Annotated in this window: 20 protein-coding genes and 1 riboswitch; of the genes, 15 read left to right on the top strand and 5 right to left on the bottom strand. The window is 43.7% G+C overall.

All coding sequences use genetic code 11. The features are described 5' to 3' along the window. Positions 1 to 187: 187 nt before the first annotated feature. The 6 genes from E0H77_RS08045 to E0H77_RS08020 all read left to right on the top strand — a co-directional run bounded on the left by E0H77_RS08045 (position 188) and on the right by E0H77_RS08020 (position 8,313). Complete coding sequence (locus E0H77_RS08045) at positions 188 to 1,777, top strand: peptide chain release factor 3 (protein ID WP_131376712.1); 1,590 nt, start codon at positions 188 to 190, stop codon at positions 1,775 to 1,777. Positions 1,778 to 1,847: 70 nt separating this feature from the next. After that, positions 1,848 to 2,660, top strand: a complete 813-nt coding sequence (locus E0H77_RS08040) for a hypothetical protein (protein WP_131376709.1) — start codon at positions 1,848 to 1,850, stop codon at positions 2,658 to 2,660. 68 nt (positions 2,661 to 2,728) lie between these two features. Then, positions 2,729 to 3,658, top strand: coding sequence for a DUF3298 and DUF4163 domain-containing protein (locus E0H77_RS08035; RefSeq protein ID WP_131376706.1), 930 nt, complete (start codon positions 2,729 to 2,731; stop codon positions 3,656 to 3,658). Positions 3,659 to 3,660: 2 nt separating this feature from the next. Next, entirely contained in the window at positions 3,661 to 4,488 is an 828-nt protein-coding gene (locus E0H77_RS08030) for a TatD family hydrolase (RefSeq protein WP_228258311.1), read from the top strand. An 89-nt stretch (positions 4,489 to 4,577) separates the two neighbouring features. Further along, positions 4,578 to 7,343 (top strand): aconitate hydratase AcnA, encoded by a 2,766-nt coding sequence (gene acnA / locus E0H77_RS08025; protein WP_131376700.1) that lies wholly within the window; start codon positions 4,578 to 4,580, stop codon positions 7,341 to 7,343. 199 nt (positions 7,344 to 7,542) lie between these two features. Further along, entirely contained in the window at positions 7,543 to 8,313 is a 771-nt protein-coding gene (locus E0H77_RS08020; RefSeq protein WP_131376697.1) for a tRNA threonylcarbamoyladenosine dehydratase, read from the top strand. Between the two features lie 154 nt (positions 8,314 to 8,467). Here the strand turns inward: E0H77_RS08020 and dusA are convergent, their stop codons facing one another. Next, on the bottom strand, positions 8,468 to 9,484 hold the full coding sequence (gene dusA / locus E0H77_RS08015; protein WP_131376693.1) for a tRNA dihydrouridine(20/20a) synthase DusA: 1,017 nt from the start codon (positions 9,482 to 9,484) through the stop codon (positions 8,468 to 8,470). 584 nt (positions 9,485 to 10,068) lie between these two features. Continuing rightward, entirely contained in the window at positions 10,069 to 11,634 is a 1,566-nt protein-coding gene (locus E0H77_RS08010; RefSeq protein ID WP_131376690.1) for a mechanosensitive ion channel, read from the bottom strand. Positions 11,635 to 12,337: 703 nt separating this feature from the next. Further along, a riboswitch (glycine riboswitch) is annotated at positions 12,338 to 12,426 on the top strand. Positions 12,427 to 12,799: 373 nt separating this feature from the next. Between E0H77_RS08010 and gcvH the strand changes: the two genes are divergently transcribed. The 4 genes from gcvH to E0H77_RS07990 all read left to right on the top strand — a co-directional run bounded on the left by gcvH (position 12,800) and on the right by E0H77_RS07990 (position 18,004). After that, the gene (gcvH, locus tag E0H77_RS08005; protein ID WP_004753749.1) at positions 12,800 to 13,174 is read left to right on the top strand and encodes a glycine cleavage system protein GcvH; all 375 of its coding nucleotides are present in this window, start codon (positions 12,800 to 12,802) and stop codon (positions 13,172 to 13,174) included. A 9-nt stretch (positions 13,175 to 13,183) separates the two neighbouring features. After that, a complete protein-coding gene (gene gcvP / locus E0H77_RS08000) occupies positions 13,184 to 16,036 on the top strand; it encodes an aminomethyl-transferring glycine dehydrogenase (RefSeq protein ID WP_131376687.1) in 2,853 nt (950 codons plus the stop codon). Positions 16,037 to 16,038: 2 nt separating this feature from the next. Next, positions 16,039 to 17,157 carry a glycine cleavage system aminomethyltransferase GcvT gene (gene gcvT, locus E0H77_RS07995; RefSeq protein ID WP_131376684.1) on the top strand — a complete coding sequence of 373 codons (1,119 nt, stop codon included), beginning with the start codon at positions 16,039 to 16,041 and terminating at the stop codon, positions 17,155 to 17,157. 262 nt (positions 17,158 to 17,419) lie between these two features. Further along, positions 17,420 to 18,004, top strand: coding sequence for a hypothetical protein (locus E0H77_RS07990; protein ID WP_323052937.1), 585 nt, complete (start codon positions 17,420 to 17,422; stop codon positions 18,002 to 18,004). On the opposite strand, the gene E0H77_RS07985 is transcribed toward E0H77_RS07990, so the two are convergent. Together E0H77_RS07985 and E0H77_RS07980 are read right to left on the bottom strand one after the other, a co-directional pair. Then, entirely contained in the window at positions 17,992 to 19,194 is a 1,203-nt protein-coding gene (locus E0H77_RS07985; RefSeq protein ID WP_131376678.1) for an MFS transporter, read from the bottom strand. The genes E0H77_RS07990 and E0H77_RS07985 overlap by 13 nt on opposite strands. Before the next feature lie 16 nt (positions 19,195 to 19,210). After that, on the bottom strand, positions 19,211 to 19,639 hold the full coding sequence (locus E0H77_RS07980) for a RidA family protein (protein WP_131376675.1): 429 nt from the start codon (positions 19,637 to 19,639) through the stop codon (positions 19,211 to 19,213). Positions 19,640 to 19,707: 68 nt separating this feature from the next. On the opposite strand from E0H77_RS07980, the gene soxR reads away from it, so the two are divergent. After that, on the top strand, positions 19,708 to 20,202 hold the full coding sequence (gene soxR, locus E0H77_RS07975; RefSeq protein WP_131376672.1) for a redox-sensitive transcriptional activator SoxR: 495 nt from the start codon (positions 19,708 to 19,710) through the stop codon (positions 20,200 to 20,202). Here soxR and E0H77_RS07970 read toward each other — a convergent pair. Then, complete coding sequence (locus tag E0H77_RS07970) at positions 20,171 to 21,097, bottom strand: DMT family transporter (RefSeq protein ID WP_131376670.1); 927 nt, start codon at positions 21,095 to 21,097, stop codon at positions 20,171 to 20,173. The genes soxR and E0H77_RS07970 overlap by 32 nt on opposite strands. 231 nt (positions 21,098 to 21,328) lie before the next feature. Here E0H77_RS07970 and E0H77_RS07965 point away from each other — a divergent pair, with 231 nt between their 5' ends. The 4 genes from E0H77_RS07965 (at position 21,329) to E0H77_RS07950 (ending at position 25,499) form a co-directional block, all read left to right on the top strand. Beyond that, on the top strand, positions 21,329 to 22,456 hold the full coding sequence (locus tag E0H77_RS07965) for a Re/Si-specific NAD(P)(+) transhydrogenase subunit alpha (RefSeq protein WP_131376667.1): 1,128 nt from the start codon (positions 21,329 to 21,331) through the stop codon (positions 22,454 to 22,456). 11 nt (positions 22,457 to 22,467) lie between these two features. Continuing rightward, complete coding sequence (locus E0H77_RS07960) at positions 22,468 to 22,794, top strand: proton-translocating transhydrogenase family protein (protein ID WP_004753732.1); 327 nt, start codon at positions 22,468 to 22,470, stop codon at positions 22,792 to 22,794. Beyond that, positions 22,795 to 24,252 carry an NAD(P)(+) transhydrogenase (Re/Si-specific) subunit beta gene (locus E0H77_RS07955; RefSeq protein ID WP_131376664.1) on the top strand — a complete coding sequence of 486 codons (1,458 nt, stop codon included), beginning with the start codon at positions 22,795 to 22,797 and terminating at the stop codon, positions 24,250 to 24,252. It abuts the gene before it with no gap. 317 nt (positions 24,253 to 24,569) lie between these two features. Then, complete coding sequence (locus E0H77_RS07950; RefSeq protein WP_131376661.1) at positions 24,570 to 25,499, top strand: LysR family transcriptional regulator; 930 nt, start codon at positions 24,570 to 24,572, stop codon at positions 25,497 to 25,499. Positions 25,500 to 25,545: the final 46 nt, after the last annotated feature.

The following is a 25,545-nucleotide window of genomic DNA, read 5'->3' as shown; positions in this document are numbered from 1 at the left end:
GTTGCGAAAATATTTTAAAACTAATTTGATATTGACTCTGAATGACTAACTCTTCTTGAATAAGTAATGCTCGAATACAACATCTAGAAATCTGCTACAATTGCGCCAATTTTAAGTTATCACTTCACTGGCTTGATACACATTTATAAGTGTGTACAAAACTGTGTACATATTGAAGATTTACCTTATGTTTAAAGACGAATTAGTCAAGCAAGTAAAGGCTCGTAGGACTTTTGCTATTATTTCCCACCCCGATGCGGGTAAAACCACGATGACAGAAAAATTGCTGTTATGGGGGAAAGCCATTCAGGTTGCAGGAATGGTGAAAAGCCGTAAGTCCGACCGTGCAGCAACTTCTGACTGGATGGAAATGGAAAAAGAACGCGGGATTTCCATTACCACCTCCGTGATGCAGTTTCCTTATAAAAATCATGTTATTAATTTGCTTGACACTCCGGGGCATGAAGACTTCTCAGAAGATACTTACCGTACTTTGACAGCGGTTGACTCTGCATTGATGGTGATTGATGGTGCAAAAGGGGTCGAGGATCGAACCATCAAATTGATGGAAGTCTGTCGTATGCGTGATACGCCGATTATTTCTTTCGTCAACAAAATGGACCGCGAAATTCGTGAACCTTTAGAGTTGCTTGATGAAATTGAAAACGTGCTAAAAATTCAATGTGTGCCGATTACTTGGCCATTGGGGATGGGGCGTGATTTCGCAGGTGTATATAATTTATTAGAAAATAAACTCTACGTTTATAAAGCAGGTTTTGGTTCAACCATTACTGATATTGAAGTACGTGATGGTTATGATTATCCCGATATTCGTGAAAAAGTAGGAGAATTGGCATTTGCTGCATTTGAGGAATCGCTCGAATTGGTGCAAATGGCGAATGAACCGTTAGATCGTGAGCTGTTCTTGCAAGGCAAACAAACACCCGTCCTGTTTGGTACAGCTTTGGGTAACTTTGCAGTGGATCATGTTCTGGATGCTTTTCTTCAATGGGCACCCGAACCTAAAGCACACCCAACGCAAGAGCGTCCTGTTGAAGCAAGTGAAGAAGGTTTCTCTGGGTTTGTCTTTAAAATTCAAGCCAATATGGATCCGAAACACCGTGACCGTATTGCCTTTATGCGTATTTGCTCAGGGAAATACGAAAAAGGCTTGAAAATGAATCATGTACGTCTTGGTAAAGATGTGCGTATTTCAGATGCTTTAACCTTTTTGGCAGGTGAGCGTGAGCATTTAGAAGAAGCATGGCCTGGCGACATTATTGGTTTACATAACCACGGTACGATTCAGATTGGGGATACTTTTACCAGTGGCGAAAACCTGCATTTCACGGGGATTCCACACTTTGCGCCAGAAATGTTCCGCCGCGTACGTTTGAGAGACCCATTGAAGTCGAAACAACTGCAAAAAGGTCTCAAAGAGTTGTCTGAAGAAGGCGCAACACAAGTGTTTATGCCACAAAACAGCAATGACCTGATTGTGGGCGCAGTCGGTGTACTTCAGTTTGACGTGGTTGCTTACCGCTTGAAAGAAGAATACAAAGTGGACTGTATTTATGAGCCAGTCAACATCAACACGGTGCGTTGGGTCTCTTGTGATGATGAAAAGAAATTCAATGAATTTAAGAAAAAAGCGCACGACCAGTTGTCTGTCGATGGCGGTGGGCATTTGACTTATCTTGCACCGAGCCGTGTAAATTTACAGATCATGCAAGAACGCTATCCTGATATTCAGTTCCGTAATACTCGCGAACACTAAGTTGAGTAATATTAAAAACAGCTTCTTTTGAGAGGCTGTTTTTTCCAAAATGGATCAATGGACTAAACACATGAAACAACAGCAAACACTCATCATGGCAATATTGTCGAGCGTATTGTTACTGAGTGCATGTCATAAAGAACCTGCCAAACAACAAGAACAAGCAGCCAGCAGCACACAAAATAGCAATCCCGATGTGTTGCCTTATCTCGATATTCAGACTAAACGTGCTGAATATGCGTTGCCATTTTGTGAAAAGAAAAACTGTATTGATATTGATATTCAAGGCTTAGTCACCAAAGATACATGGCTTAACCACTGGATCATGACAAATCAGAGCAAGGTGGTACAAACCCAGATTGGCTTAAAACAAAACTTAAGCTTGCAACAAGCCATTAATGCTTATGTGAAAAAGTCAGATGACTGGCAACATGAATTTTCAGCCAATCAGCCGTATCGGTTACATATACAAACCCGTGTAGCTTCCCAGCGCAACCAGTATGTTTTGCTTCAGATGCAAGTGAGTAGTCGGCAGGCAGATGTCGAAATCAAAGAACGGCAGTACTTTTTTGTTGCCGACCGTAAGCTGCAAAAAGATCTGAAAATTTTAGATGTGATTGAGCCCAAGCAACAGGTGGCATTTGATGGAGTTGTTCAAAGTGCCTACCAGCAATGGCTCAAAAAACAAAGCAAGAATGTACAGCTCGCTGCTCCGAAAAAATTGCACTGGGGACAAGCCGACTGGTTTTTTGATGGTGAAGGGGTGGGGTTACATTACCGTGCCAATGAAATTGTGAAAGATGCCAAGCAGTTAGAAATTTTCCTGAACAAGCAGCAAACCCAGCAAATGCTCAAAGCCGATGTTTTTCACAAAATGTTTTAAAAAACAATACAACACTGTGAACTAAATGGCGTTATTTTAATTAAAAGCATGACAATAAGGCGGCATTGATGTTGCATAAAAATCTCTCGATCCTATTCTCTATATCGGTGCTTAGTGCGAGTTTATGCTTGAGTGCCTGTCAGAAAAAAAATGATGATGCAGAGCAGCCTGTGTCATCCCCACAGCTGACACATGTTAAAAATAAACCTGCGCCTTTTGAGTTTACTGCCAATTTAGACAATATTCCTGTGCAGCTTCCTGCCTGTGAAGGTAAAAATTGTCCTGAGTTTCAAGTGCAGCGTTTAAAAACCAATTATGCCTTTATTGATCAACAGGTGGATGCGGCGATTATTGCGACCTTACGGAATAATCTGGATTTAACTACGATCAACCCAGCAGCTTCAGATCTTGTGGCATCAGAACCTCAAACTGCCGATTTGCATCAGCAAGTGCAGCAATATGCCAAAGCATTTTTGGCACTGGATCAGGAACTGAAAAAGATCAATGCCAATCCGCAAATCAGTTTTCATGTTCAGCCCAAAATTTTGCGGAAACAGGAGAATTTGGTCACCGTACAACTCAATTCAGATAGTTTTCTGGGTGGGGCGCATGGGGCTGCCGCCCAGCAATATTTAACATTTGATTTAAAACACAAACAGCAGCTTTATTTGAATGATATTTTATTGCCAGATCATAGAAATGCCTTGTTAAAACAGTTACATCAGCAGTTTTCACAATGGGTGGAGACACAAAAACTGGCAGACAATCTCAAAGACTATGAAGATGCTTGGCCATTTAAACTCAGTAATAATTTTTATCTCAGTTCGCAAGGTTTGGTGCTGCAATATGCTGAGTATGAAATTGGGCCTTATGTGGTTGGGATGCCAAGTTTTACCATTCCATACTCACAGTTAAAAGGTATTTTGAAACCTGAATATTTACCAAAACCAGATACCACGCAGGCTAAAACTGCCAGCCCAGCCCAGCGTTCAACATGAGTTTGGCTTTATTTGATACCCATACCCATTTTGATGTTCCTGAGTTTGATTCAGATCGGGAACCGTTGGCACGTGCTGCGAAACAGGCTGGGGTAAAAGCTTTGGTGTTGATTGGGTTTGTACAGTCACGTTTTGATGATTTATTGGCAACATATCAACAACTTCAGCAGTGGAGTAATGTGCCGCAAAGTTATCTGGCACCTGGGTTACATCCATTTTATATTGAGCAGCATCAGCCAGAACATTTACAGCATTTAGAGCATATGCTGAGACAGCAAACCTGTGTGGCTGTGGGGGAAATAGGTTTAGATACGTTTTTAAAACAGCATAAGCAGCCTGAATTATTACAAAAACAAAAACAGTATTTTGCTGCGCAACTAGAACTGGCACAGCAGTTTGGTTTACCTGTCTTGTTACATATTCGCAAAAGTCATGCAGATGTTTTGGCCCTGTTAAAAAAACAGCGTTTTCAGCAAGGTGGGATTGCCCATGCTTTTAGCGGTGGCATTGAAGAAGCCAAAGCTTTTATTCAGATGGGTTTTAAACTGGGTGTTACAGGACAGATTACCAACCCGAATGCCAAGAAATTGCATCAGGTGGTACAGGCTGTGGGAGTGGAACATCTAGTTTTAGAAACTGACTGTCCTGATATGACCCCCTTATGTTGTCAGACTTTAACTGAGCAGCGCACGCGCAATACGCCTGTGAATTTGCCTTTTGTACTCGAAGGTCTGGCACAGAGCCTGAATCTGCCTATTGAGCCTTTAGCTGAAAAAATTTGGCAAAATACCTTAGATGTTTTGCCACTTGCAAAGACCAACATGCTCTAACCAAAACAGAACACTTCTCAAGTTAAATCGGCATACAGTAAAGAAGAAAGGACGCCTAAAAATAAAATGCCGAATCGGAGGATTCCCGTATGGCTCATGCTAAATCTAAATACAGTCACATTAACAGTTTTCATGCGTTGCAAACCTTGCAGGTGGGTACACACAGCTATCAGTATTTTAGTTTGCCCAAAGCCGCTGAACGGCTTGGTGATTTAAGCAAACTGCCAAAATCATTGAAGGTGTTACTGGAAAACCTCCTGAGATTTGAAGATAACCATACTGTTACCAGTGCTCATATTCATGCGATTGTGGATTGGTTAAAACAAAAAACCAGTGAACAGGAAATTCAGTATCGCCCTGCACGGGTGTTGATGCAGGATTTTACGGGTGTACCTGCGGTAGTCGATTTGGCTGCAATGCGTGCGGCAGTTGCCAAAGCAGGTCAGAACCCTGACAAGATTAATCCGCTGTCGCCAGTGGATCTGGTGATTGACCATTCGGTCATGGTCGATCATTTTGCCAGTAGTCATGCTTTTAAAGATAATGTCGAAATCGAAATGCAGCGCAATGCCGAACGTTACCAGTTTTTACGCTGGGGGCAGTCGGCATTTAACAATTTTAGTGTGGTGCCGCCAGGCACAGGGATTTGCCATCAGGTCAATCTGGAATATTTGGCGCAAGCAGTTTGGACAGCCGACGATGACGGGCAAACTTTTGCCTTCCCTGATACTTTGGTGGGGACAGACTCACATACCACCATGATCAATGGCTTGGGTGTGTTGGGCTGGGGTGTCGGTGGAATTGAAGCCGAAGCAGCAATGCTCGGACAACCGATTTCGATGCTGATTCCCGAAGTGATTGGTTTTAAACTCACAGGAAAATTACCTGAAGGGATTACCGCGACGGATTTGGTGCTGACCATTACCCAGATGCTGCGTAAAAAAGGCGTGGTAGGTAAATTTGTAGAATTTTATGGTGATGGATTGGCAGATTTGCCACTGGCTGACCGCGCGACGATTGCCAATATGGCACCTGAATATGGCGCAACTTGCGGCTTTTTCCCGATTGATGAAGTGACCTTGGAATATTTACGTTTAACAGGTCGCCAGCCTGAACGGATTGCACTGGTTGAAGCCTATAGTCAGGCGCAAGGTTTATGGCGTAACGCAGGCGATGAACCTGAATTTACTGACAGCTTAAGTCTGGATATGTCCAGTGTTCAAGCCTGTTTGGCAGGGCCGAAACGCCCGCAAGATCGAGTGCTACTGTCGAATGTTGCTAAAACTTTTGATGAAGTCTTAGAACTCAATATGAAGCCCGCCAAACAGGATAAAGAAAAACTGGAAAATGAAGGTGGTGGTACAGCCGTGGCTGCACAAACTGCCAGTGTGCAAAATGATGCGCCAAGCTGTACGCTCAATGGTGAACACTTTGAACTCAAACATGGCGATGTAGTTATTTCTGCAATTACGTCATGTACCAATACGTCCAACCCAAGCGTTATGCTGGCAGCAGGGCTGCTTGCGAAAAAAGCTATCGAAAAAGGCTTGCAGCGTAAACCGTGGGTAAAAAGTTCTTTAGCCCCTGGTTCTAAAGTGGTGACAGACTACCTTGACGCAGCAGGATTAACGCCGTATTTAAATCAGTTAGGTTATCAGTTGGTGGGATATGGCTGTACCACCTGTATTGGTAACTCTGGGCCTTTACCTGAAGTGATTGAAGAAGCGATTCAATGTCATGACTTAAATGTCGCTTCGGTACTTTCAGGCAACCGAAATTTTGAAGGCCGAGTGCATCCACTGGTCAAAACCAACTGGTTGGCATCGCCACCGCTGGTGATTGCTTTTGGTTTGGCAGGTACGATTCGTATCGATTTAACCACTGAGCCTCTAGCCACCAACGATCAGGGGGAAGCAATTTACCTGAAAGATATTTGGCCGACTACAGAGGAAATTACAACAGCATTACGACAAGTCAATACGGCAATGTTTCACCGCGAATATGCACAGGTGTTTGAGGGAAATGTCAGTTGGAAATCCATTCAGATTCCTGAAAGCCAAACTTATGCGTGGAAGGATGACTCGACTTATATTCAGCATCCGCCATTTTTTGCTGACATTGATCAGCCACCTGTACCGATTGACAATATTGTTGATGCTCGAATTTTGGCAGTCCTCGGTGATTCGGTCACCACTGACCATATTTCACCTGCGGGAAATATCAAAAAAGACAGCCCTGCGGGACGTTACTTGCAAGCTCATGGGGTTGAGCCGAAAGACTTTAACTCCTATGGTTCACGCCGTGGTAATCATGAAGTGATGATGCGTGGTACATTTGCCAATATTCGCATTAAAAATGAAATGCTCGGTGGTGAAGAAGGCGGTAATACTATTTATATCCCGAGTGGCGAGAAACTGGCAATTTATGATGCAGCGATGCGTTATCAACAAGAACATACACCACTGCTGATTATTGCAGGTAAAGAATACGGTACAGGTTCATCGCGTGACTGGGCCGCTAAAGGTACTAATTTACTCGGTGTAAAAGCTGTGATTGCAGAAAGTTTTGAACGGATTCACCGCTCGAACTTGGTGGGTATGGGGGTGTTACCGCTACAGTTTGTTGATGGTCAAACCCGTCAAAGTCTAAACTTGACAGGGCAAGAGATCATTTCGATTTCAGGGTTGGGTGATGATCTGCAACCGCATCAAACTTTACAAGTACATGTCAAACGTGTCGATGGTTCACGTGATCAGTTTGAAGTCCTGTGTCGCATCGATACCCTGAATGAAGTGGAATACTTTAAAGCAGGCGGGATATTGCATTATGTGCTGCGTCATCTGATCGCGTCCTAATATTGGACTTCCTTCAGCATGATTTATAACCTCTTTATTTTTCTCCTATAAGGAGAAACACAAGGGATTGGTGAAAGCAGTCTATTGATGTTCTAGAGAAAAAGCGTCGAGTCATTCTGGGCGCTTTTTTCATTCCCCCTAAGTTGCAAAAAGCAGTAAAATAGCCGCCCTGTCTTTCAATTCCTAAAATGTTAGCGCTATGACCGATCTTGCTCATGATGAATATGACCGCCGTTTTGCAGGTGTTGCCAAAATTTATGGTGAGCCGAATTTCAACCATTTTGAACAAAGCCATGTCATGGTGATCGGCATTGGCGGTGTGGGGAGTTGGGCTGTAGAAGCCTTGGCGCGTACAGGTATTGGGCGTTTAACACTGGTCGATATGGACGTGATTGCATCATCCAATATTAACCGCCAGTTACCTGCCATCAGTTCGACACTGGGGCATGATAAAGTTGCGGTGATGGCAGAGCGTTGTCGTCAGATTAACCCACGGATGCAGGTCGACGTCATTGATGATTATCTTAGCCCTGAAAATGTCAAAGAACTTTTGCTTGATGTGCCTGATGTGATTCTGGACTGTATTGATGATGTCAAAGCCAAACTTGCCTTGATGTTGCACTGCCGTTTTAACAAGATTCCGTTGATTGTGTCAGGTGGTGCAGGCGGCAAACTTGATCCACTGAAAATCCGTGTGGCGGATTTGTCCAAAACAGAACAAGACCCGATGCTGGCAAAACTGCGTGCCCAGTTACGCAGTAAAGGCATTTGTAAAAAGCCCAAAGACAAGTTTGGGATTACCTGTGTTTACTCGATTGATAATCCATTTTCCAGCGCTGATGTTTGCCCAAGTGCGGGCTTGCGCTGTGGTGGCTATGGCTCGGCGGTGGTGGTGACATCAAGTTTTGCCATGATCGCGGTGGCTGAAGTGCTGAAAAAGCTTGAAGCACTTCGTAAAAAATCAGTTTGATGTCTGATTTGTGCATACCTTCACTGTAGAGCTGTATGCATATCTTTTGATCACATTGAAACGCGTCTTTTTAAATGTAAAGAACACCATACTTATAAAAATGGAAACAAATGCTCAGCAGTATCAACATACTCGATACTGCTGAGAAAAATATTTAAAGCTGTGCTTCTCGTAGATAATCTTCTGTACGTTTCATCGCTGCCTGAATGTTATCAATCGCCTGTTCAACATCGGCAAAGGTTTTGGCATTGCCACCGCTGAGCGCCTGACGCCATTTGCGTGCGCCTGGCAGGTTTTGAAATAAACCTAAAATATGACGGGTAATAATCGACAATGGTGCACCTTCGGCAAGACGTTGCTGAATATAGGGCAACATTTGCTGCATGATCTCAAAACGGTCAGGCATGTCGAGATTCCACAGCTCGCCCAGTTCTGCCAGCAAATATGGATTGTGATAGGCTTCGCGCCCGATCATGACTCCATCAACATGTTCCAGATGCGCTTTGGTTTCAGCAACGGTTTTTATCCCGCCATTAATTTCAATAAACAGGTGTGGACGGTCTTGTTTTAAGCGGTAAACATCTTCATAGCGTAAAGGGGGAACTTCACGGTTTTCTTTTGGCGATAAGCCTTTGAGTAATGCAATACGGGCATGTACCACAAAATGCGTACAGCCTATTTGAGCAACCGTATCGACAAAATGTAGCATTTCCTCATAAGACTGCATGTCATCAATCCCGATGCGGTGTTTGACATGTACAGGAATTTGCACGGCATGTTGCATGGTGGCAATACATTCAGCCACCAGTTCAGGTTCTGCCATGAGACATGCGCCGATTTTATTGTTTTGTACGCGGTCGCTTGGGCAGCCAACATTCAGGTTAATTTCATCGTAACCCCAGTCTTGTGCCATTTTGCTACAGGTGGCAAGCTCTTTGGGATCTGAGCCGCCCAGTTGCAGCACAATCGGGTGTTCTTGCTGATTGAAGTTTAAATGACGTGGCGCATCACCATAAATAATTGCGCCCGTGGTCACCATTTCAGTATAAAGCACGACATTTGGGTTAAACAGGCGAGCAAAATATCGATAGTCTTTGGTTGTCCAGTCCATCATCGGCGCAACACTGATGCGGGGGTGTTGCTTGATTTCAGTGCTTTGCGAGATATTCATTTAAAACCAACCTGTTGAATCAATGTTACATAGAGAATATGAACGAACCACTATTTTAGCCTATTTTATGTTTGAAAAATGTGTGCGACCTATCACGCCCTACAGTTTTCCAAATGAACTCATGGTTATCTTCTAAAAAATAATCAATCACAACGGTCGATATAAAAACCGAGTTTGAAATGTAAAAAGATAAAAAATGAAGTTGCAAACCACAGCTTAAAATAGTGAGAAATCCTGAAAAATGAATAGAAAAATACCATTACTCAATCTTCAGAAAAGTGGCTGATGTCCAAAGCGACACTCTGCGGATTTAAGCGTATTCAGGGCTTTTCAATTGCGCGGCATAGTATCACAAAAATTAAATCGACTCATATTTTGGAATATGCTGCATTGAGGAAAATGGAATTTACGCATCTTCTTATTTTGAGTGAATTTTAGATGTTCTTATGGAAAGCTTGCATTTGGGTTGTATCAGACATTCTAAATTCAACCCTGAATGTTACTGGCGACTTCGTAACAGGGCTGGTGAGCATAAAACAATGACCACAGTGTGTGGTCATTGTTTTTAGCGGATTTCAGCCCGATTAAAGATCATCTTTTTTGTCGGGTGGCTGAGAGATGTTGGTCTCTTTTTCTGTCGGGTTGGTTGAGTCGCAAGGTTTATTTGCTTGTTGTTTGGCTTTATCTAACAAGTCGGTTAACAACCGTTCTGCAGGTTGGCGACCACCCAGACCGAAAGCTAAAGCAAAGGCAACAGCCACTGAACCCAAGGTTAAACCAAAGGCCAAATTCACAATCGAATCGGCAATCCCCATCGCACGTAGGCCCATTGCGATAACTAACCCTAAAATGAGGATGCGGACTAAACTGCCTAACCAACGGGAACAGTTATGCTCTCCACGTTGCAGCGTATTGGCAACGAGATTGGCTAACCAGAAGCCGATCACCAAAATCACTGCACCCAATAGAATATTGCTACCAAAATGGATAAACATCGAGATCAAACCGCTGACCTGCTCCAAGCCTAAACGGTGCGCTGCCTCAGAGATTGCAAACAACATGGTGAAAAATATAATCAGTGTACCCACCGCACTTGAAACTTTAGTTGCACCTAAAAAGCGTTGTAGATCCAGTTTGGCAGGAATCTCATCTACACCAGTCCCAGCGACCAGTTCACTGACCAACTGTGCGACAAAACGTGACACGACATAGGCAATCACCAAAATCAAGCCAGCAGCAATGATCTGTGGAATAGCATTCATAATTTCAGACAGCATCGCGGTTGCTGGTCGTGAAATGGCTTGAATACCTAAAGCCTCAAAAGCAATAATCAGTGCGGTAATAATAATCAGGGTGAAGACAAAAGAACCGAGTAAATGGGGCAGATTCCCTGTTTTGAACAGCCCAATTTTTTGCGCCTGGGTTTGAATATCTAAACTGCGTAGCAAACCTTCAACCATGCCACGCACAATGTTTGCCAGAATATAACCAACAAAGACAATCACACCTGCGATAAACATATTTGGCAGGAACAATACGACTTCGTTCACCATATTTTCTACTGGTATGAGTAAACCAGTCAGACCGAGAAGCGATAAGACTACTGGAAGGAACAGTAACAACACCAGCCAGTAAATAATATCCGCAATATTTTGGCTGATTGGGCGAACACCCACTTCTGCACTTAGCTTTTCATCAAGTTGTGTATGACTCAAAATACGCTGTAAGCCCATCCGAATCAGCTGAGCTAAAATCCATGCAATAAAACCGACTGCAATTGCAGCAAGTAGGCTCGGAATAAAAGCCAACACTTGGGCAAGCATATTACTAAATGGCCCACTGACACTGTTGAGATTAAGCACATTCAATGCAGCAATCACGGCGATGATCATGATAAACCAGAACACGATCTTGGAAATAATCTGTTCAATATCAGGAAAATTGGCTGTATTTTGGGTGGTTGCTGAAGAAAGTCGATGATTGGTGTTGAGCTGATGCAGAAGTTTTTTTACCCCAGCGGCGATGAGTAAAGCGATCACCCAGCCGACAAGTAAAATGACCACAACTGCTAAGATGGGTTGGAACTGATTCCAATAATATATGGCGTCAGGATGCGATCCCTGAGGGCCTCCAGCAAAAAAATTATTCATGTTATTCAATCCTCTTATGTCATCATTTATTGCTTACTTCCTATTTGTAGAAATATCGTTTTTACTTTTTTGTCAGAATGGAGTACTAACTAACTTTCACCTTAAAATCTGTTGTTTTTTTAAGCAATGTCATTGGTTAAAAATGCAACAAAAGCGCTGTAAAAGGATACAAAAGCCATGCTTGTTGACCTGATTTTTGATTGTTGAAAATAAGGGTTTTATGAGAGGTTTTTTTGGGTTTTCTGTGTAAAAAAATAGGGAGATAGCTCAAAAAATCATTTAGCCGTTGCTGCCCATGGTCATCCTGTTCAATTTTTTATTGGCAATCGCACAACTGATGATGTCAAATTTGTACCCGAATTAGTCCAGTATGAATCTCAAAGAACCACAATCTCTTGCTGATAAAAGGTTATGACCGCGCAGCGCTGAGAGAGTAGATAAGAAGGACAGGTGTGCAAGCCAATATTTTGAAGAAATCAAATACACTATCGATGCATCATGATGTGGGGTGGGATTTATATAAAATCAGACATTGAGTAGAAAATATATTGGCGAGAATGAATCTGGTTTTGAATTTTTCTACCTAAAAATAAGATGGCTTTGGAATATTGACCTATCGTTTAATTTGCGGTGTGCTGACTGTAAATAATCGGAAATATAACTTAGGTCTATATAGAAATTTTGGCATTGTTTATGCTTAAATACGCGCATTACAGGAGAGAAGTCACCCATAGGCTCGCCGAAGGAGCAACGACCCCGGAAACTCTCAGGCAAAAGGACTGTAATCTATCTCAAAAATCTGGAGAGAAATCACCTGCATAGCGTGATTCACCGAAGGAGGAAAATTTGTAGCCATACTTTTTTGCTACAAGTTGAAGCTCTCAGGTACATATACAGATGGGGCATATTTACTCACTTATGGAATTGGGTGGTCATATGTCGCATCTCGCAACTGACATGTTTAGCGTTCTTAGTTGTTACAACTTCCGTACTTTCCCATTAGGTTTTCAATTACTCCCTTGAATATCAAGGTGGTCTGGTCGCATGCTGCCTTTTATTTTTAGCTATGCCCGGGCTGTAAAGCATTGTGCTTTTATGTATTTGAAAAATGAGTAAATTTTCTGCAATTAATTGCCTTTTAGGGTGAAGGACTGAGGAATTTGTCATGGCGTCAACAATTCGTTTTACCACTGAGCATGAATGGTTACGTTTAGAAGAAGACGGTAGCATTACCGTAGGTATTACTGAGCATGCACAAGATGCTTTGGGTGATGTGGTTTATATTGAACTGCCTGAACTTCAAGCGTACAGCAAAGGTGAAGAAGTTGCTGTGATTGAGTCAGTGAAAGCTGCCAGTAACATTGATATGCCATTATCTGGCGAAGTGTTAGAAATCAATGAAGCATTGGTCAATGCACCAGAAACCGTAAATGAAGATGCCATGGGCGCAGGCTGGTTTTTCCGTATGAAAGCCGACGACAGCGCAGCATTTGCTGAATTGCTAGATGCAGATGCTTATGACGCATTTATTCATTCTTAAGGGGTTGGCATGAGCATTAATTTTAACAATACCAACAGTTTCGTTAGCCGTCATATCGGGCCAACGGCAACTGAACAGCAGCACATGCTGAATGCATTGGGTTATAGTGACCTTGAAGCATTAATTGCAGCAGTGATTCCAGATTCAATTAAAAACACTAACGTGCTTGAAAGCACCGATGGTGTGAGTGAAGAACAGGCTTTGGCAGAACTCAAAGCCATCGCTCAGAAAAACCAGATTTTCCGTAGCCATATTGGTCAGGGTTATTACCCAACTCATACGCCTGCGCCAATTTTGCGTAACTTGCTGGAAAATCCAGCATGGTATACGGCATATACACCGTACCAACCTGAAATTTCTCAAGGTCGTCTTGAAGCATTGTTAAACTTCCAGACCATGATCTCGGATTTGACAGGTTTGTCGATTTCAAATGCGTCTTTGCTAGATGAAGCAACCGCTTGTGCAGAAGCCATGACTTTCTGTAAGCGTGTATCTAAAAACAAAAAAGCCAACAAATTCTTTGCATCATTGCACTGCCATCCACAAACTTTAGATGTTTTACGTACCCGTGCTGAGCCACTCGGTATCGAAGTTGTGGTAGGTGACGAGCAACAAGTTGCTGACTTTGCTGAATTCTTCGGTGTGTTATTACAATACCCTGCAAGCACAGGTGAAGTGTATGACTACGCAGCTTTGGTTGAGCAAGTGCATAGTGTAAATGCCTTGGTTGCTGTGTCTGCTGACTTGTTGGCACTGACTGTATTGAAAGCACCAGGTGAGTGGGGTGCTGATGTTGCGATTGGTACAGCGCAGCGTTTTGGTGTACCAATGGGCTTTGGTGGCCCACACGCAGCTTACTTTGCAACGAAAGATGCTTACAAACGTGATATGCCTGGTCGTGTTGTGGGGATGTCGATTGACCGTTTGGGTAAGCCTGCACTACGTTTGGCATTACAAACGCGTGAACAGCATATCCGCCGTGAAAAAGCGACCAGTAACATCTGTACTGCTCAAGTGTTGCTTGCCAACATTGCCAGCATGTACGCAGTTTATCATGGGCCACAAGGCTTAAAAGAGATTGCTGAACGTACACACGCTTTAACTGCGATCTTGGCACAAGGCTTGAAACAGTTGGGTGTCAATGTTAGCAATAACGCATTCTTTGATACATTGACCTTGACTCAAGTCGATGCGGCAGCCGTGCTTGAAGCTGCACGTGCACAAGAAATCAACTTGCGTGAAATTGATGCAACTCAAGTGGGTATTTCACTTGATGAAACCACGACCCCTGAACACGTTGCTGCACTTTGGGCACTGTTTGCACAAGGTCAAACTGCACCTGAATTTGAAGCTGTTGCGGCAGCTTACACATCTGCATTGCCAACGGCATTACTTCGCGAAAGCGCGATTTTGCAACATGCAATTTTCAATACGCATCACAGCGAAACTGAGCTAATGCGCTATTTGCGTCGTTTGGCAGATAAAGATTTGGCACTTGACCGCAGCATGATTCCACTAGGTTCATGTACCATGAAGTTGAATGCAGCCAGCGAAATGCTGCCAATTACATGGCCAGAATTTGGTAACCTGCATCCATTTGCACCACTTGCACAGGCGCAAGGCTATGTAGAAATGGTCAATCAGCTTGAGCAAATGCTATGTGCGGCAACAGGTTATGATGCGATTTCGCTTCAGCCAAATGCAGGTTCACAAGGTGAATATTCAGGCTTGCTTGCAATCCGTGGTTATCATGCTAGCCGTGGTGAAGGTCAGCGTAACATCTGCTTGATTCCACAGTCTGCGCACGGTACTAACCCTGCAACTGCGAGCATGGCGGGCATGAAAGTTGTGGTTGTCGCATGTGATGACAACGGTAACGTCGATGTTGAAGACTTGCGTAGCAAAGCTGAACAACACAGCCAAGACCTTGCAGCCTTAATGATCACTTACCCGTCAACACACGGTGTATTTGAACATGCGGTACGTGAAATCTGTGACATCGTGCATGAGCATGGCGGTCAGGTGTATATCGATGGCGCAAACATGAACGCAATGGTGGGCTTGTGTGCACCAGGTCAGTTTGGTGGTGATGTATCACACTTGAACTTGCACAAAACTTTCTGTATTCCACATGGTGGTGGTGGACCAGGTGTTGGCCCGATTGGTGTGAAAGAGCACTTGAAGCCATTTATGCCAGGTCATAGCTATCATTTAAGCCGTAAAACCAATGCAGTAAGTGCTGCGCCGTTTGGTAGTGCGAGCATTTTACCAATCACATGGATGTATATCCGTATGATGGGTGGTAAAGGTTTGCGTCAAGCATCGGCAATGGCAATTTTAAATGCTAACTACGTGGCAAAACGTCTAAACGCAGCTTACCCTGTGTTGTACACAGGTAGCCATGATCTGGTTGCACACGAATGTATTTTGGACTTGCGTGGTCTGAAAGAAACCAGCGGTATTACCGTAGATGACGTTGCAAAACGTCTGATCGACTTTGGTTTCCATGCACCGACTATGTCATTCCCGGTTGCGGGTACGCTCATGGTTGAGCCGACTGAAAGTGAAAGCTTGTATGAGCTTGAGCGCTTCATCAATGCCATGAACAAAATTGCTGAAGAAATTCAGCAAGTGACGACAGGCGAGTTGGACGCACAAGACAACCCGTTAAAAAATGCGCCACATACGGCACAAGAATTGACTGGCGAATGGGCACATCCATATTCACGTGAACAAGCGGTATATCCATTACCTGAATTGGTGGAAAGCAAATACTGGTCACCTGTTGGACGTGTCGATAACGTGTATGGCGACCGTAACTTAATCTGTGCTTGCCCAAGCATCAGCAATTATGAGGACTAAGCATGTCTGAATTAAAAAATACGCCATTGGCGGCGTTGCATATTGAGCATGGCGCAAAAATGGTGCCGTTTGCAGGTTACAACATGCCTGTACAATATGCAGCTGGTGTGCTTAAAGAACATTTACATACCCGTGAACATGCAGGTCTGTTTGATGTATCGCACATGGGACAAGTATTTCTACGTGGTGAAAATGCAGCCCGTGCTTTAGAAAGCCTTGTACCAGTTGATATTGAGGATTTGCCTGAAGGTATGCAACGTTATGCACTGTTTACCAATCCGCAAGGTGGCATCTTGGATGACTTGATGGTGGCACGTCTGTCTCAAGACGAGTTGTATCTGGTGGTCAACGCTGCATGTAAAGAGCAAGACTTGGCACATATGCGCGCGCACTTGACAGGTCAATGTGAAATCGTTGAGCAATTTGCCGAGCGTGCTTTACTTGCATTGCAAGGTCCTGAAGCGGCAACTGTTTTGGCACGTTTTAACCCTGAAGTTGCAGAAATGCGTTTTATGCAAATCAAGCGTGTACAGCTAAACGGTGTTGAATGCATCGTGAGCCGTACAGGTTATACAGGTGAAGATGGCTACGAAATTTCAGTGGCGAGCGGTGATGTAGAAGCCTTGGCAAAAGCCTTGATTGCAGAGCCTGAAGTGGCACTGATCGGTTTGGGTGCACGTGACTCACTACGTTTGGAAGCAGGTTTGTGCTTGTATGGTCATGATATGGACCAAACCAAAACTCCTGTTGAAGCAAACCTACTTTGGGCGATCTCTAAAGTTCGCCGCGCGGGTGGTGAGCGTGAAGGTGGTTATGCAGGTGCTGCGACTATTCAAGCGCAAATGCAGCAAGGTGTTGCTCAAAAACGTGTTGGTTTCCAAATTTTAGATCGTATGCCAGTACGTGAAGGTGCGGAAATTGTCGATCAGGACGGACAAGTGCTTGGACAAGTGACCAGTGGTGGTTTTGCCCCAAGTTTGGCAAGCCCGATTGCGATGGGTTATGTTGACATTGCCCATGCCAAAGAAGGTACAGAGCTGTTTGCTAAAGTGCGTAATAAACTCGTAGCAATGAAGGTGGTGAAAATGCCATTTGTTGCACAGCGCTATTACCGTGGTTAATTAAGTGTTAAGAAAAAAGCCCGATACTTGTATCGGGCTTTTTTTTGGCAGTTATTCTAAACGCATGGATTTTCTGCCAAAAACCTGCTGAAAAGTAAGCCCGATTGATAAATGGTGCGACCAGTCATAGTGACGAATTGATGTGAAAAACAGATTGGCGTATGCTTAAATAAAATGCTTAGCCAAGGTTAAAGCGATGTATTTATTAGAAGAAATTTTTAAAAAACATAAGCATCTCTATTCAGTAAATTTTAATTTGAGAATGCAACGGGGATTAAGTTGGTTAAGAAAAGCCAAAGAGCTGGATGATGATGCAGATTTGCGTTTTGTCAGTTTATGGATTGCTTTCAATGCCATTTATATAGAAAACCTGCATGAGGTTTTTGATGAAGATCAACAGCACCTCAAGCAGTTTTTGCTCAGATTGTACCAGCTGGATCAAGAGCAGCGTATTGAACATTGTGTTTGGGAACGTTGTAGTCAGGCGATGGCGGATTGGTCAAATAATCCGTATGTCTATCAAAAACTTTGGGACTTTCAAAATCAGAATATTGATGAGCAAAGCTGGAAAGTGCATTTTCATGCAGATCAACAGCGCGTACAACATGCCTTTGCCCAGAAAAACACGATGGAACTGTTGCTGATTATCTTTGATCGTTTATCTACTTTGCATAATCAAATCATGCATGGCGGCTCGACTTGCAATAGCGTGATCATGCGGAAACATCTAAATACCGCCAGCCAAATTTTAATGACCTTGCTCAGTCAGTTTATGCTGGTCTTGCTGGAACATGGGCAGGCACTAGACTGGAAAAAACCCTTTTATCCCGTGATTCAGGTGTGTTGAGAAGCTTGGACACGTTTGCCATAACAGACAAAATCAATCAGGGCAAAGCTGCTACAAAATACGGCTAGCCCTAAACCAACCCAACAGGTATAGACCCAACCGCCGTGATTCCATGCATAAGTACCCAGTGCTGAACCTGTGGCTGCGCCTGAAAAATACAGCGTCATATAAATCGAGTTCAGGCGAGATTTGGCAGTAGGGCGGATGCGGAAAATAATGTTTTGATTGCAAGAATGTACAAAGGCAAGCCCTAAGTTCGTCGTTGCAAAGCCGAGAATATAGAGCCAAATACTGTGGCTTGAATAATAAAACATAACCCAGCTAGAGAGCAGTAAGATACAGCCCAAACCTGTAAACAGATTGCCATACCCCCGATCAGCATATTTCCCGACATAGCGCGCTGAAAGTGCCCCAAACACACCGACCAGACTGACCATGCCAATCAGCGAGTCTGCCAAATGAAACGGTGCGGAAGACAAATACATAGCAATGGTGGAATAAATCACACTCATGGAGGCAAATGCCCCTGCGCCAACGTAGGCACGAAAGTTCAGGCGACGTTCTTCTACGATCAGCACGGCCATAGACTTAAAAATTTCTAGATAAGACATTTTCTGGCGCATGACATAAGGCAATTCGCGTTGTAACAGATACGCCAAAATAAAAATTAAAATCGCGCTTAAAATGTAAATCAGTTTCCAGTGAACCAAATTCGAGAGTAGCCCAGACAAACTGGTGGACAGTAAAATTCCCACCAGTAACCCGCTCATTAGGAAGCCCACTACTTCACCGATTTTTTCAGGTTTGACAGCCATCGTTGCAAAGGGAATTAGCACCTGTGCTGCAACTGAAAACAACCCTGTCATCATGGTGCCAAGCCAAAGCATGGGGAGGTTGACCGCACAGGCACACAAACATAATCCGATACCTGCCAGACACATCAGTCCAGGAATGAATTTGCGTTTATTGGCAATATCCCCCAGTGGAACAATCAAGAGCAAACCTAAAGCATAAGAGAGTTGTGCCAGTGTCACAGTCAACTGGGCTTGTGCAGCATCGACTTGAAAGGATTGCTGAATAGAATGAATGAGTGGCTGGCTGAAATAATTGGCACCCGCAGTCAAACCGCAAGCCAGTGCCATCAGCCAGAGCAATTTCTTGTTTTGACTAATATCGAGAGTGTCATGCATAAACTGCCTCGGAGCGTTAAAGGGTATACGCGGTTGCTTCAACTTCAAACAACATAGCGGTTAATGCGAGCCCTGAAACAGGAATTAAGGTACACGCAGGAAAAGCCTGATTACGCCATAGTTGCTGCATAATCTCAATCAAAACAGTATGTTTTTTGACCGAGTGTTCCACAATCAAGACGCGCAGCACCGCAATATCTTGCAGTGTGGCATCAACAGCATGTAAGGCCGATTCAAGGTTGTGAAAAGCCTGCCAGACTTGCTCGGCAAAAATGGGGGATAACTCTCCGTCACTGGTTTCTCCACCTTGCCCAGCAATATGTAAGATACGTCGAAAATTCTGCACTTCAACTACATGGCTATAAGCAAAGGGCTGAGGATTGTAGAGCGTTTCTGGATTTAAAATGTTTAAACAAGATGTTGTGGGTGCTGATGTTGTCTTCATGTGCGTGATCGTGTGCAAGATTGAGTCATGCTAGTATCAAAGCTCAAGTTAACTTGAGGTCAATAAAAATGTCGGAAAATTCAGAGCAATCATTGATCAGCATTGGTGAACTGGCAAAACGTAGCGGGGTCAGTGTCGCGAGCCTACGCTTTTATGAAGAAAAACAACTCATTTGGAGCACCCGCACCAATGGGAATCAGCGCCGTTATTTACGTGCCATGCTACGTCGGGTGGCGATTATTAAGGTCGCACAGTCAGTCGGTATTTCTTTAGATGAGGTCAAACAGGCGTTTGCAGTCTTGCCAGATCATCAAGTTGCTTCCAAACAGGACTGGCAGCACATGTCGATTTTGTGGAAAGCGCAACTCGATGAAAAAATTCAAACCTTGTTACAGTTGAGGCAGCAATTGGATTGGTGTATTGGTTGTGGTTGTCTATCTTTAGATCAATGCCCACTGCGTAACCCTGATGACTGTTTGGCAGAAAAATCTGCTGGCGCACATTTTCAGCAGATTTTGGCACTGCTGGATGCTAGTGTTTCAAGCGATGCTTGCTCAGACTAATCAGCATAATTCCAATAATATTCAGCGCACAGCCAAGCCATTGCCAAAGATTGAGATGTTCATTTAAGAATAATACTGCGAGCAAGATAGTCAGAATTGGGCCAATCGCGGCAATCATTGCGGACTGTGATGCACCAATACGGGCAATGCTTTGCATCAATAAAACTGTAGGTAATACCGTAACGAATAAACCCAACCCAATTCCATAAGCCCAAACTCCTACGGGAAGCTGTGCCAAAAGATGTAAAGGTTGTGGTGTTGCGATTAAAAAATGTACTAATGTGCCAATGCAAGCTATGCTTAGTGCAAGACCTGTAAAATTCGAGGCACCAAATTTCTCAATCAGGCGAGGTGTCAGGAGTAAATAACATGCGAAGGCAATTGCGCTCGCAAAGACCAAACTTGCTCCTAGCCAGAAATTGCTCTGCATTGGTGCATGATTTTGCTCTTGCAGCATCACAATCACTGTACCTCCATAACTTAGCAAAATGGCAACATACGCTTTTAGTCGTAAAGGTTGTTTGTAAATTAGGCTCGATGCCAGCACAGTGAGCGTTGGATACAAAAACAAGATAATCCGCTCTAAAGAGGCACTGATGTACATCAGACCGATAAAATCCAGCCAACTTGCAAAGTAATACCCTAACAAGCCTGCAATGACTAAAAGTCCCCAGTCTTTGCTCTGAAGAGCCTGTCTTTGCTGGCGAAAATACCATGCCATAAGTAGAAAAAAAGGCAAAGCACTGCCCATGCGAAGTGCCATCAAGACCGTAGCATCAACCTGAGATGACAAGGCATAAGCTTGTTTAATAAAAATGGCTTTTGAGCTAAATAAAAAAGCAGCACATAGCGCAAAAACTGAACCGATTTGGTTACGTGAAAATGAAATAGGCATGGAATAAGATGAAGAATTAATCTTCATTGAAATGAAGCAAAACTTTCCTATTTTATACTCTTGAGTCATGCTTAATAAGCATTAAATGGAAATATCGTCATTTATTAAATAAATAATGGGTGGTATTTTCAAAAAGTTTGATTAGAATCCAAACAATATGCAGAAAAAATGGGAGAAACATTGCAGTTTGCGATGTTTTTAACACACAAACTAGCCTGAGGAAAACGCTCAATGCAAATCGGAATTCCTATGGAAACAGTTGCTGGAGAAAGTCGAGTCGCAGCGACCCCAGAAACTGTAAAGAAGTTGGTTGGCGCTGGTCATAGCGTTGTCATTCAAAGAGGGGCAGGACATAAAGCAGCCTATCTTGATGATGCTTATACGCAGGTTGGCGCGACAATAGCTGAAGATGCCTATCAAGGCAGTCAGATTATTTTGAAAGTTCGCGCACCCCAAGGTGATGAAATCCAGAAGATTTCAGCAAACACAACGCTCATTGCGATGTTTGACCCGTATCGCAATACTGAACTTGAGCAGTTTGCCACCCAACATATTTCAGCATTTGCATTGGAGTTATTGCCTCGAACTTTATCTCGTGCACAAAACATGGACGTGTTGTCATCTCAGGCGAACTTGTCGGGCTATAAATCGGTACTGCTCGCTGCAAATGAATACCAGCGTATGTTCCCGATGCTGATGACTGCTGCGGGTACAGTGAAACCTGCACGCGTTGTGGTGATGGGGGTGGGTGTCGCAGGTTTGCAGGCGATTGCAACGGCCAAGCGTTTGGGTGCTGTGGTTGAAGCCACCGATTTGCGTCCAACGGCTAAAGATCAGGTTGAGTCTTTGGGGGGTAAGTGGCTCGATGTTCCAATGTCTGAAGAAGAACAACAGCGTGCTGCCGATGCGGCAAAGAATGGTTATGGCTGGATGCCAGGCGAGCAGTACATCAAGGATCAGGCCGCGATTGTCGATAAAGCAGTTGCCAATGCCGATATCGTGATTACCACAGCACTGTTGCCAGGGCGCAATGCACCACGTCTGATCAAGGCGGAAACTGTTGCCAAAATGAAAGCAGGTTCTGTGATTTTGGACATGGCAGTGGAAACGGGCGGTAACGTGGAAGGTTCAAAAGTCGGTGAAACCGTGACCACTGAAAATGGCGTGAAAATTCTGGGTGTTCCAAATATTCCAGCCACGGTGGCAACAGAAGCTTCGGCTCTATATGCCCGTAACGTTTTTAATTTCCTTGAAACACTTTTTGATAAAGACAAGAACTTCTTGATCAATCAAGAAGATGAAATTCAAAAAGCCTTATTGGTTACTCATGGCGGCACACTGCTGTTCAAGCGCGGTTAAGGGGAATTCTCATGGTTGAAACCATTACGATTTTTGTGTTGGCGATTTTTGTCGGTTACTACGTGGTTTGGGGGGTAACGCCTGCTTTGCATACGCCGTTGATGGCGGTGACCAATGCCTTGTCGTCGATTATTGTAGTCGGCGCAATGCTGCAAACCGTGGGTATGCCTGCGCTTGGTATTGATGCCAATGTACAGTTCCAAAGCATTAATGTGGTGAGTGTGTTGGGTGCAATTGCGGTGTTTCTTGCCAGTATTAATATTTTTGGTGGCTTTGCGGTCACTGCACGTATGCTGGAAATGTTCAAACCAAAGCAAAAAAATAAAGAGGGTGGCTAAATGGAATTTATTCGAGCGAATGCGGATTGGTTCTACCTGATTGGTGCTGTCCTGTTTATTTTAACTTTGCGTGGTTTATCAAGCCCGAAAACGGCGATTAAAGGTAACCGTTACGGCATGATCGCAATGGCGATTGCTGTATTGAGCACCTTCTTTGTAGCAGACCATCCTGTGGTCTGGATGATTGGCGGTGCGATGGTATTGGGTGCGGTGGTTGGTATTGCACGTGCGCGTACTGTACCTATGACGCAAATGCCTGAAACTGTGGCATTAATGCACTCTTTAGTCGGTTTGTCTGCAGTACTAATTGCGGTTGCGGCTATCTTGCACAACAACCAACTTTCAGTTTTATTTGCACAAAATGAAGCAGCATTAACCGCAGCAGGCGTACAGCCTGCACACATGAGCAAAGTTCACTTGTTTGAATTGTTTGTGGGCTGTTTCGTGGGCGCGATTACCTTCACGGCATCCGTGTTTGCTTATGGCAAACTGGCTGCGAAAAAATGGGCAAAAACCATTGCGGGTGCTTGGGTAAAACCTGTACAGGCAACCTTGTTTATTGCGATGTTGGTGTGCGGATTTTTATTCTTTAGCACAGGCAGTATGTCGGCATTTTGGGCAATGACAGCATTGGCACTGGCGTTGGGGTGGGTTTGGATTGCCCCAGTTGGCGGTGGTGATATGCCCGTGGTGGTCTCGCTTCTCAACTCCTTCTCGGGTTGGGCAGCAGCAGGGATTGGTTTTACCCTTGAAAATAACATGCTGATTGTGGCAGGTTCATTGGTTGGTTCTTCGGGGGCAATTCTGTCTTACATTATGTGTAGAGCCATGAACCGTAACATTTTCAATGTCTTGTTTGGTGGGGCAATGGGTGGTGCAGCAGTTGCTGGGGCGAAAGCAACAGGCGAGCAAGCACAGCGTAACTACCGCTCAGGTTCAGCCGACGATGCAGGCTTCCTGATGTCAAATGCCGATAGCGTCGTGATTGTACCGGGTTATGGTATGGCACAAGGTCGCGCACAAAATGCGGTGAAAGAACTGGCAAACTTGCTGAAAGAAGAAGGGGTTAAAGTCCGCTTCGCGATTCACCCTGTAGCAGGTCGTATGCCAGGTCACATGAACGTCTTGTTGGCAGAAGCAGACGTTCCGTATGAAGACATCTTGGAAATGGACGAGATTAACTCTGACTTTCCTGCAACAGACGTGGTGTTGGTCATCGGTGCAAATGATGTCGTAAACCCAGCAGCAAAAGATGATCCAGGTTCACCAATCTACGGTATGCCAATTCTGGAAGCACATAAAGCACGTACCATTATGGTGATCAAGCGCTCTATGGCAACAGGTTATGCAGGCCTAGACAATGACTTGTTCTATAACGAAAAAACCATGATGGTGTTTGGTGATGCCAAAAAAGTTGTTGAAGATATGGCAAAAGCCATTAATGGTACAGGTCACTAATTGAATCTGACGTTATAAAACCACCTTCGGGTGGTTTTTTTATGCTGTGGAGTCTGAAAAAGATGCGCTGATAAGGTTTCTTTTATTGGTCATTTTTTGCCTGTTGGGGAAATATAAAGAGCATATCAGCATGGCAAAAGCGTTTATTGATGCGATGAGGCACGATTCAAACCATAAAATTTAGTGGCTATTAATATTATTTAAAAGCTGGTTTTGGCATGTAAATTCTAGGTTTGATTCCACACATTGATTTGCATTTGTTTTAACATCAACATCTATAGCATTTCCTCGCAAATTCATAACGGAATGAAGAGTCAATGGAACTTAGACAACTACAATCATTCGTTACGATTGTTGAACAGGGTAGTATCGGAAAAGCTGCCCAAAAACTCGATGTTGGTACTTCAGCTTTAAGTCAGCAAATTTCAAAATTAGAGTCTGAGTTATCGACACGTTTGTTACAGCGTTCGGCATTGGGTGTCACCCCAACGCCTGCAGGACTAGCGTTTTTAAAACAGGCACAGTTGGTTTTACGTCATGCCAATCAAGCTGTCGAAGCTGCACAGTCTTCACGTTTGGTTGGTTATGTCAGTGTCGGTTTTCCACCAAGTACAGCATCAATTCTTGCTGTTCCTTTTATTAAAATAATGGCTGAACGCTATCCCGATATCAAAGTACATTTGGTTGAAAGTTTATCGGGTAATCTGGTGCAATTAATTAACTCCCGACAGCTCGATATCGCCATTATTTTTAGTCAGGATATTGATAAAAACTGGTTTTTACAGCCGTTGGTTTCAGAGTCGATGTTTTTGAGTGCCAATGATGATTTTTTTAAAATTTATCATTTAGAAGATTATTTAAAATTGGGCAGCATTCCCTTAAAAGCTTTAGCGAAACTACCGTTGGTTTTGCCGAGTACCAATCATGGTTTAAGAAAATTGGTTGAACAGCAACAGATAGAGTTGAATGTAACCTATGAAATTGATGGTTTAAGCCTGCTGATGAATACAGTTTCCAATTTATGCGTGGGAACAATTCAACCAGGCAGCGCTTTTATCAATCATCGCCATCAGCATTTAAATTTTTTAAAAGTGGTTGACCCGTCGATAGACCGAACCAATTATTTGATTAGCTTTCCTGAAGATGAATTATCGCCTGCAAGTTTGGCAGCCAAAGCAGTGATTCGTTCATGTATTCATGATTTGATTGAACAACAGGCTTGGCCAAGTGCGAAAAAAGTTGAATGACTTGGCTTATATGGGGGCTGTTGATGTTTCACAGATGTTTGCGAGT

The organism is Acinetobacter brisouioides (assembly GCF_004331075.1).
Lineage (GTDB): Bacteria > Pseudomonadota > Gammaproteobacteria > Pseudomonadales > Moraxellaceae > Acinetobacter.
Note: the sequence above shows the minus strand (reverse complement) of the source record. Positions and strands in the feature narration are given on the sequence as shown.

Bases quoted from the DNA above. Each gene is read 5' to 3' on its own strand.
- E0H77_RS07990 (WP_323052937.1), top strand. From the start codon at position 17,420: ATGCAACGGGGATTAAGTTGGTTAAGAAAAGCCAAAGAGCTGGATGAT.
- E0H77_RS07980 (WP_131376675.1), bottom strand. From the start codon at position 19,639: ATGAAGACAACATCAGCACCCACAACATCTTGTTTAAACATTTTAAAT.
- gcvH (WP_004753749.1), top strand. From the start codon at position 12,800: ATGGCGTCAACAATTCGTTTTACCACTGAGCATGAATGGTTACGTTTA.
- E0H77_RS08035 (WP_131376706.1), top strand. From the start codon at position 2,729: ATGTTGCATAAAAATCTCTCGATCCTATTCTCTATATCGGTGCTTAGT.
- E0H77_RS08020 (WP_131376697.1), top strand. From the start codon at position 7,543: ATGACCGATCTTGCTCATGATGAATATGACCGCCGTTTTGCAGGTGTT.
- acnA (WP_131376700.1), top strand. From the start codon at position 4,578: ATGGCTCATGCTAAATCTAAATACAGTCACATTAACAGTTTTCATGCG.
- E0H77_RS08010 (WP_131376690.1), bottom strand. From the start codon at position 11,634: ATGAATAATTTTTTTGCTGGAGGCCCTCAGGGATCGCATCCTGACGCC.
- E0H77_RS07985 (WP_131376678.1), bottom strand. From the start codon at position 19,194: ATGCATGACACTCTCGATATTAGTCAAAACAAGAAATTGCTCTGGCTG.
- E0H77_RS07965 (WP_131376667.1), top strand. From the start codon at position 21,329: ATGCAAATCGGAATTCCTATGGAAACAGTTGCTGGAGAAAGTCGAGTC.
- soxR (WP_131376672.1), top strand. From the start codon at position 19,708: ATGTCGGAAAATTCAGAGCAATCATTGATCAGCATTGGTGAACTGGCA.
- E0H77_RS07950 (WP_131376661.1), top strand. From the start codon at position 24,570: ATGGAACTTAGACAACTACAATCATTCGTTACGATTGTTGAACAGGGT.
- E0H77_RS08045 (WP_131376712.1), top strand. From the start codon at position 188: ATGTTTAAAGACGAATTAGTCAAGCAAGTAAAGGCTCGTAGGACTTTT.
- E0H77_RS08040 (WP_131376709.1), top strand. From the start codon at position 1,848: ATGAAACAACAGCAAACACTCATCATGGCAATATTGTCGAGCGTATTG.
- E0H77_RS07960 (WP_004753732.1), top strand. From the start codon at position 22,468: ATGGTTGAAACCATTACGATTTTTGTGTTGGCGATTTTTGTCGGTTAC.
- dusA (WP_131376693.1), bottom strand. From the start codon at position 9,484: ATGAATATCTCGCAAAGCACTGAAATCAAGCAACACCCCCGCATCAGT.
- E0H77_RS07970 (WP_131376670.1), bottom strand. From the start codon at position 21,097: ATGCCTATTTCATTTTCACGTAACCAAATCGGTTCAGTTTTTGCGCTA.
- E0H77_RS07955 (WP_131376664.1), top strand. From the start codon at position 22,795: ATGGAATTTATTCGAGCGAATGCGGATTGGTTCTACCTGATTGGTGCT.
- gcvT (WP_131376684.1), top strand. From the start codon at position 16,039: ATGTCTGAATTAAAAAATACGCCATTGGCGGCGTTGCATATTGAGCAT.
- gcvP (WP_131376687.1), top strand. From the start codon at position 13,184: ATGAGCATTAATTTTAACAATACCAACAGTTTCGTTAGCCGTCATATC.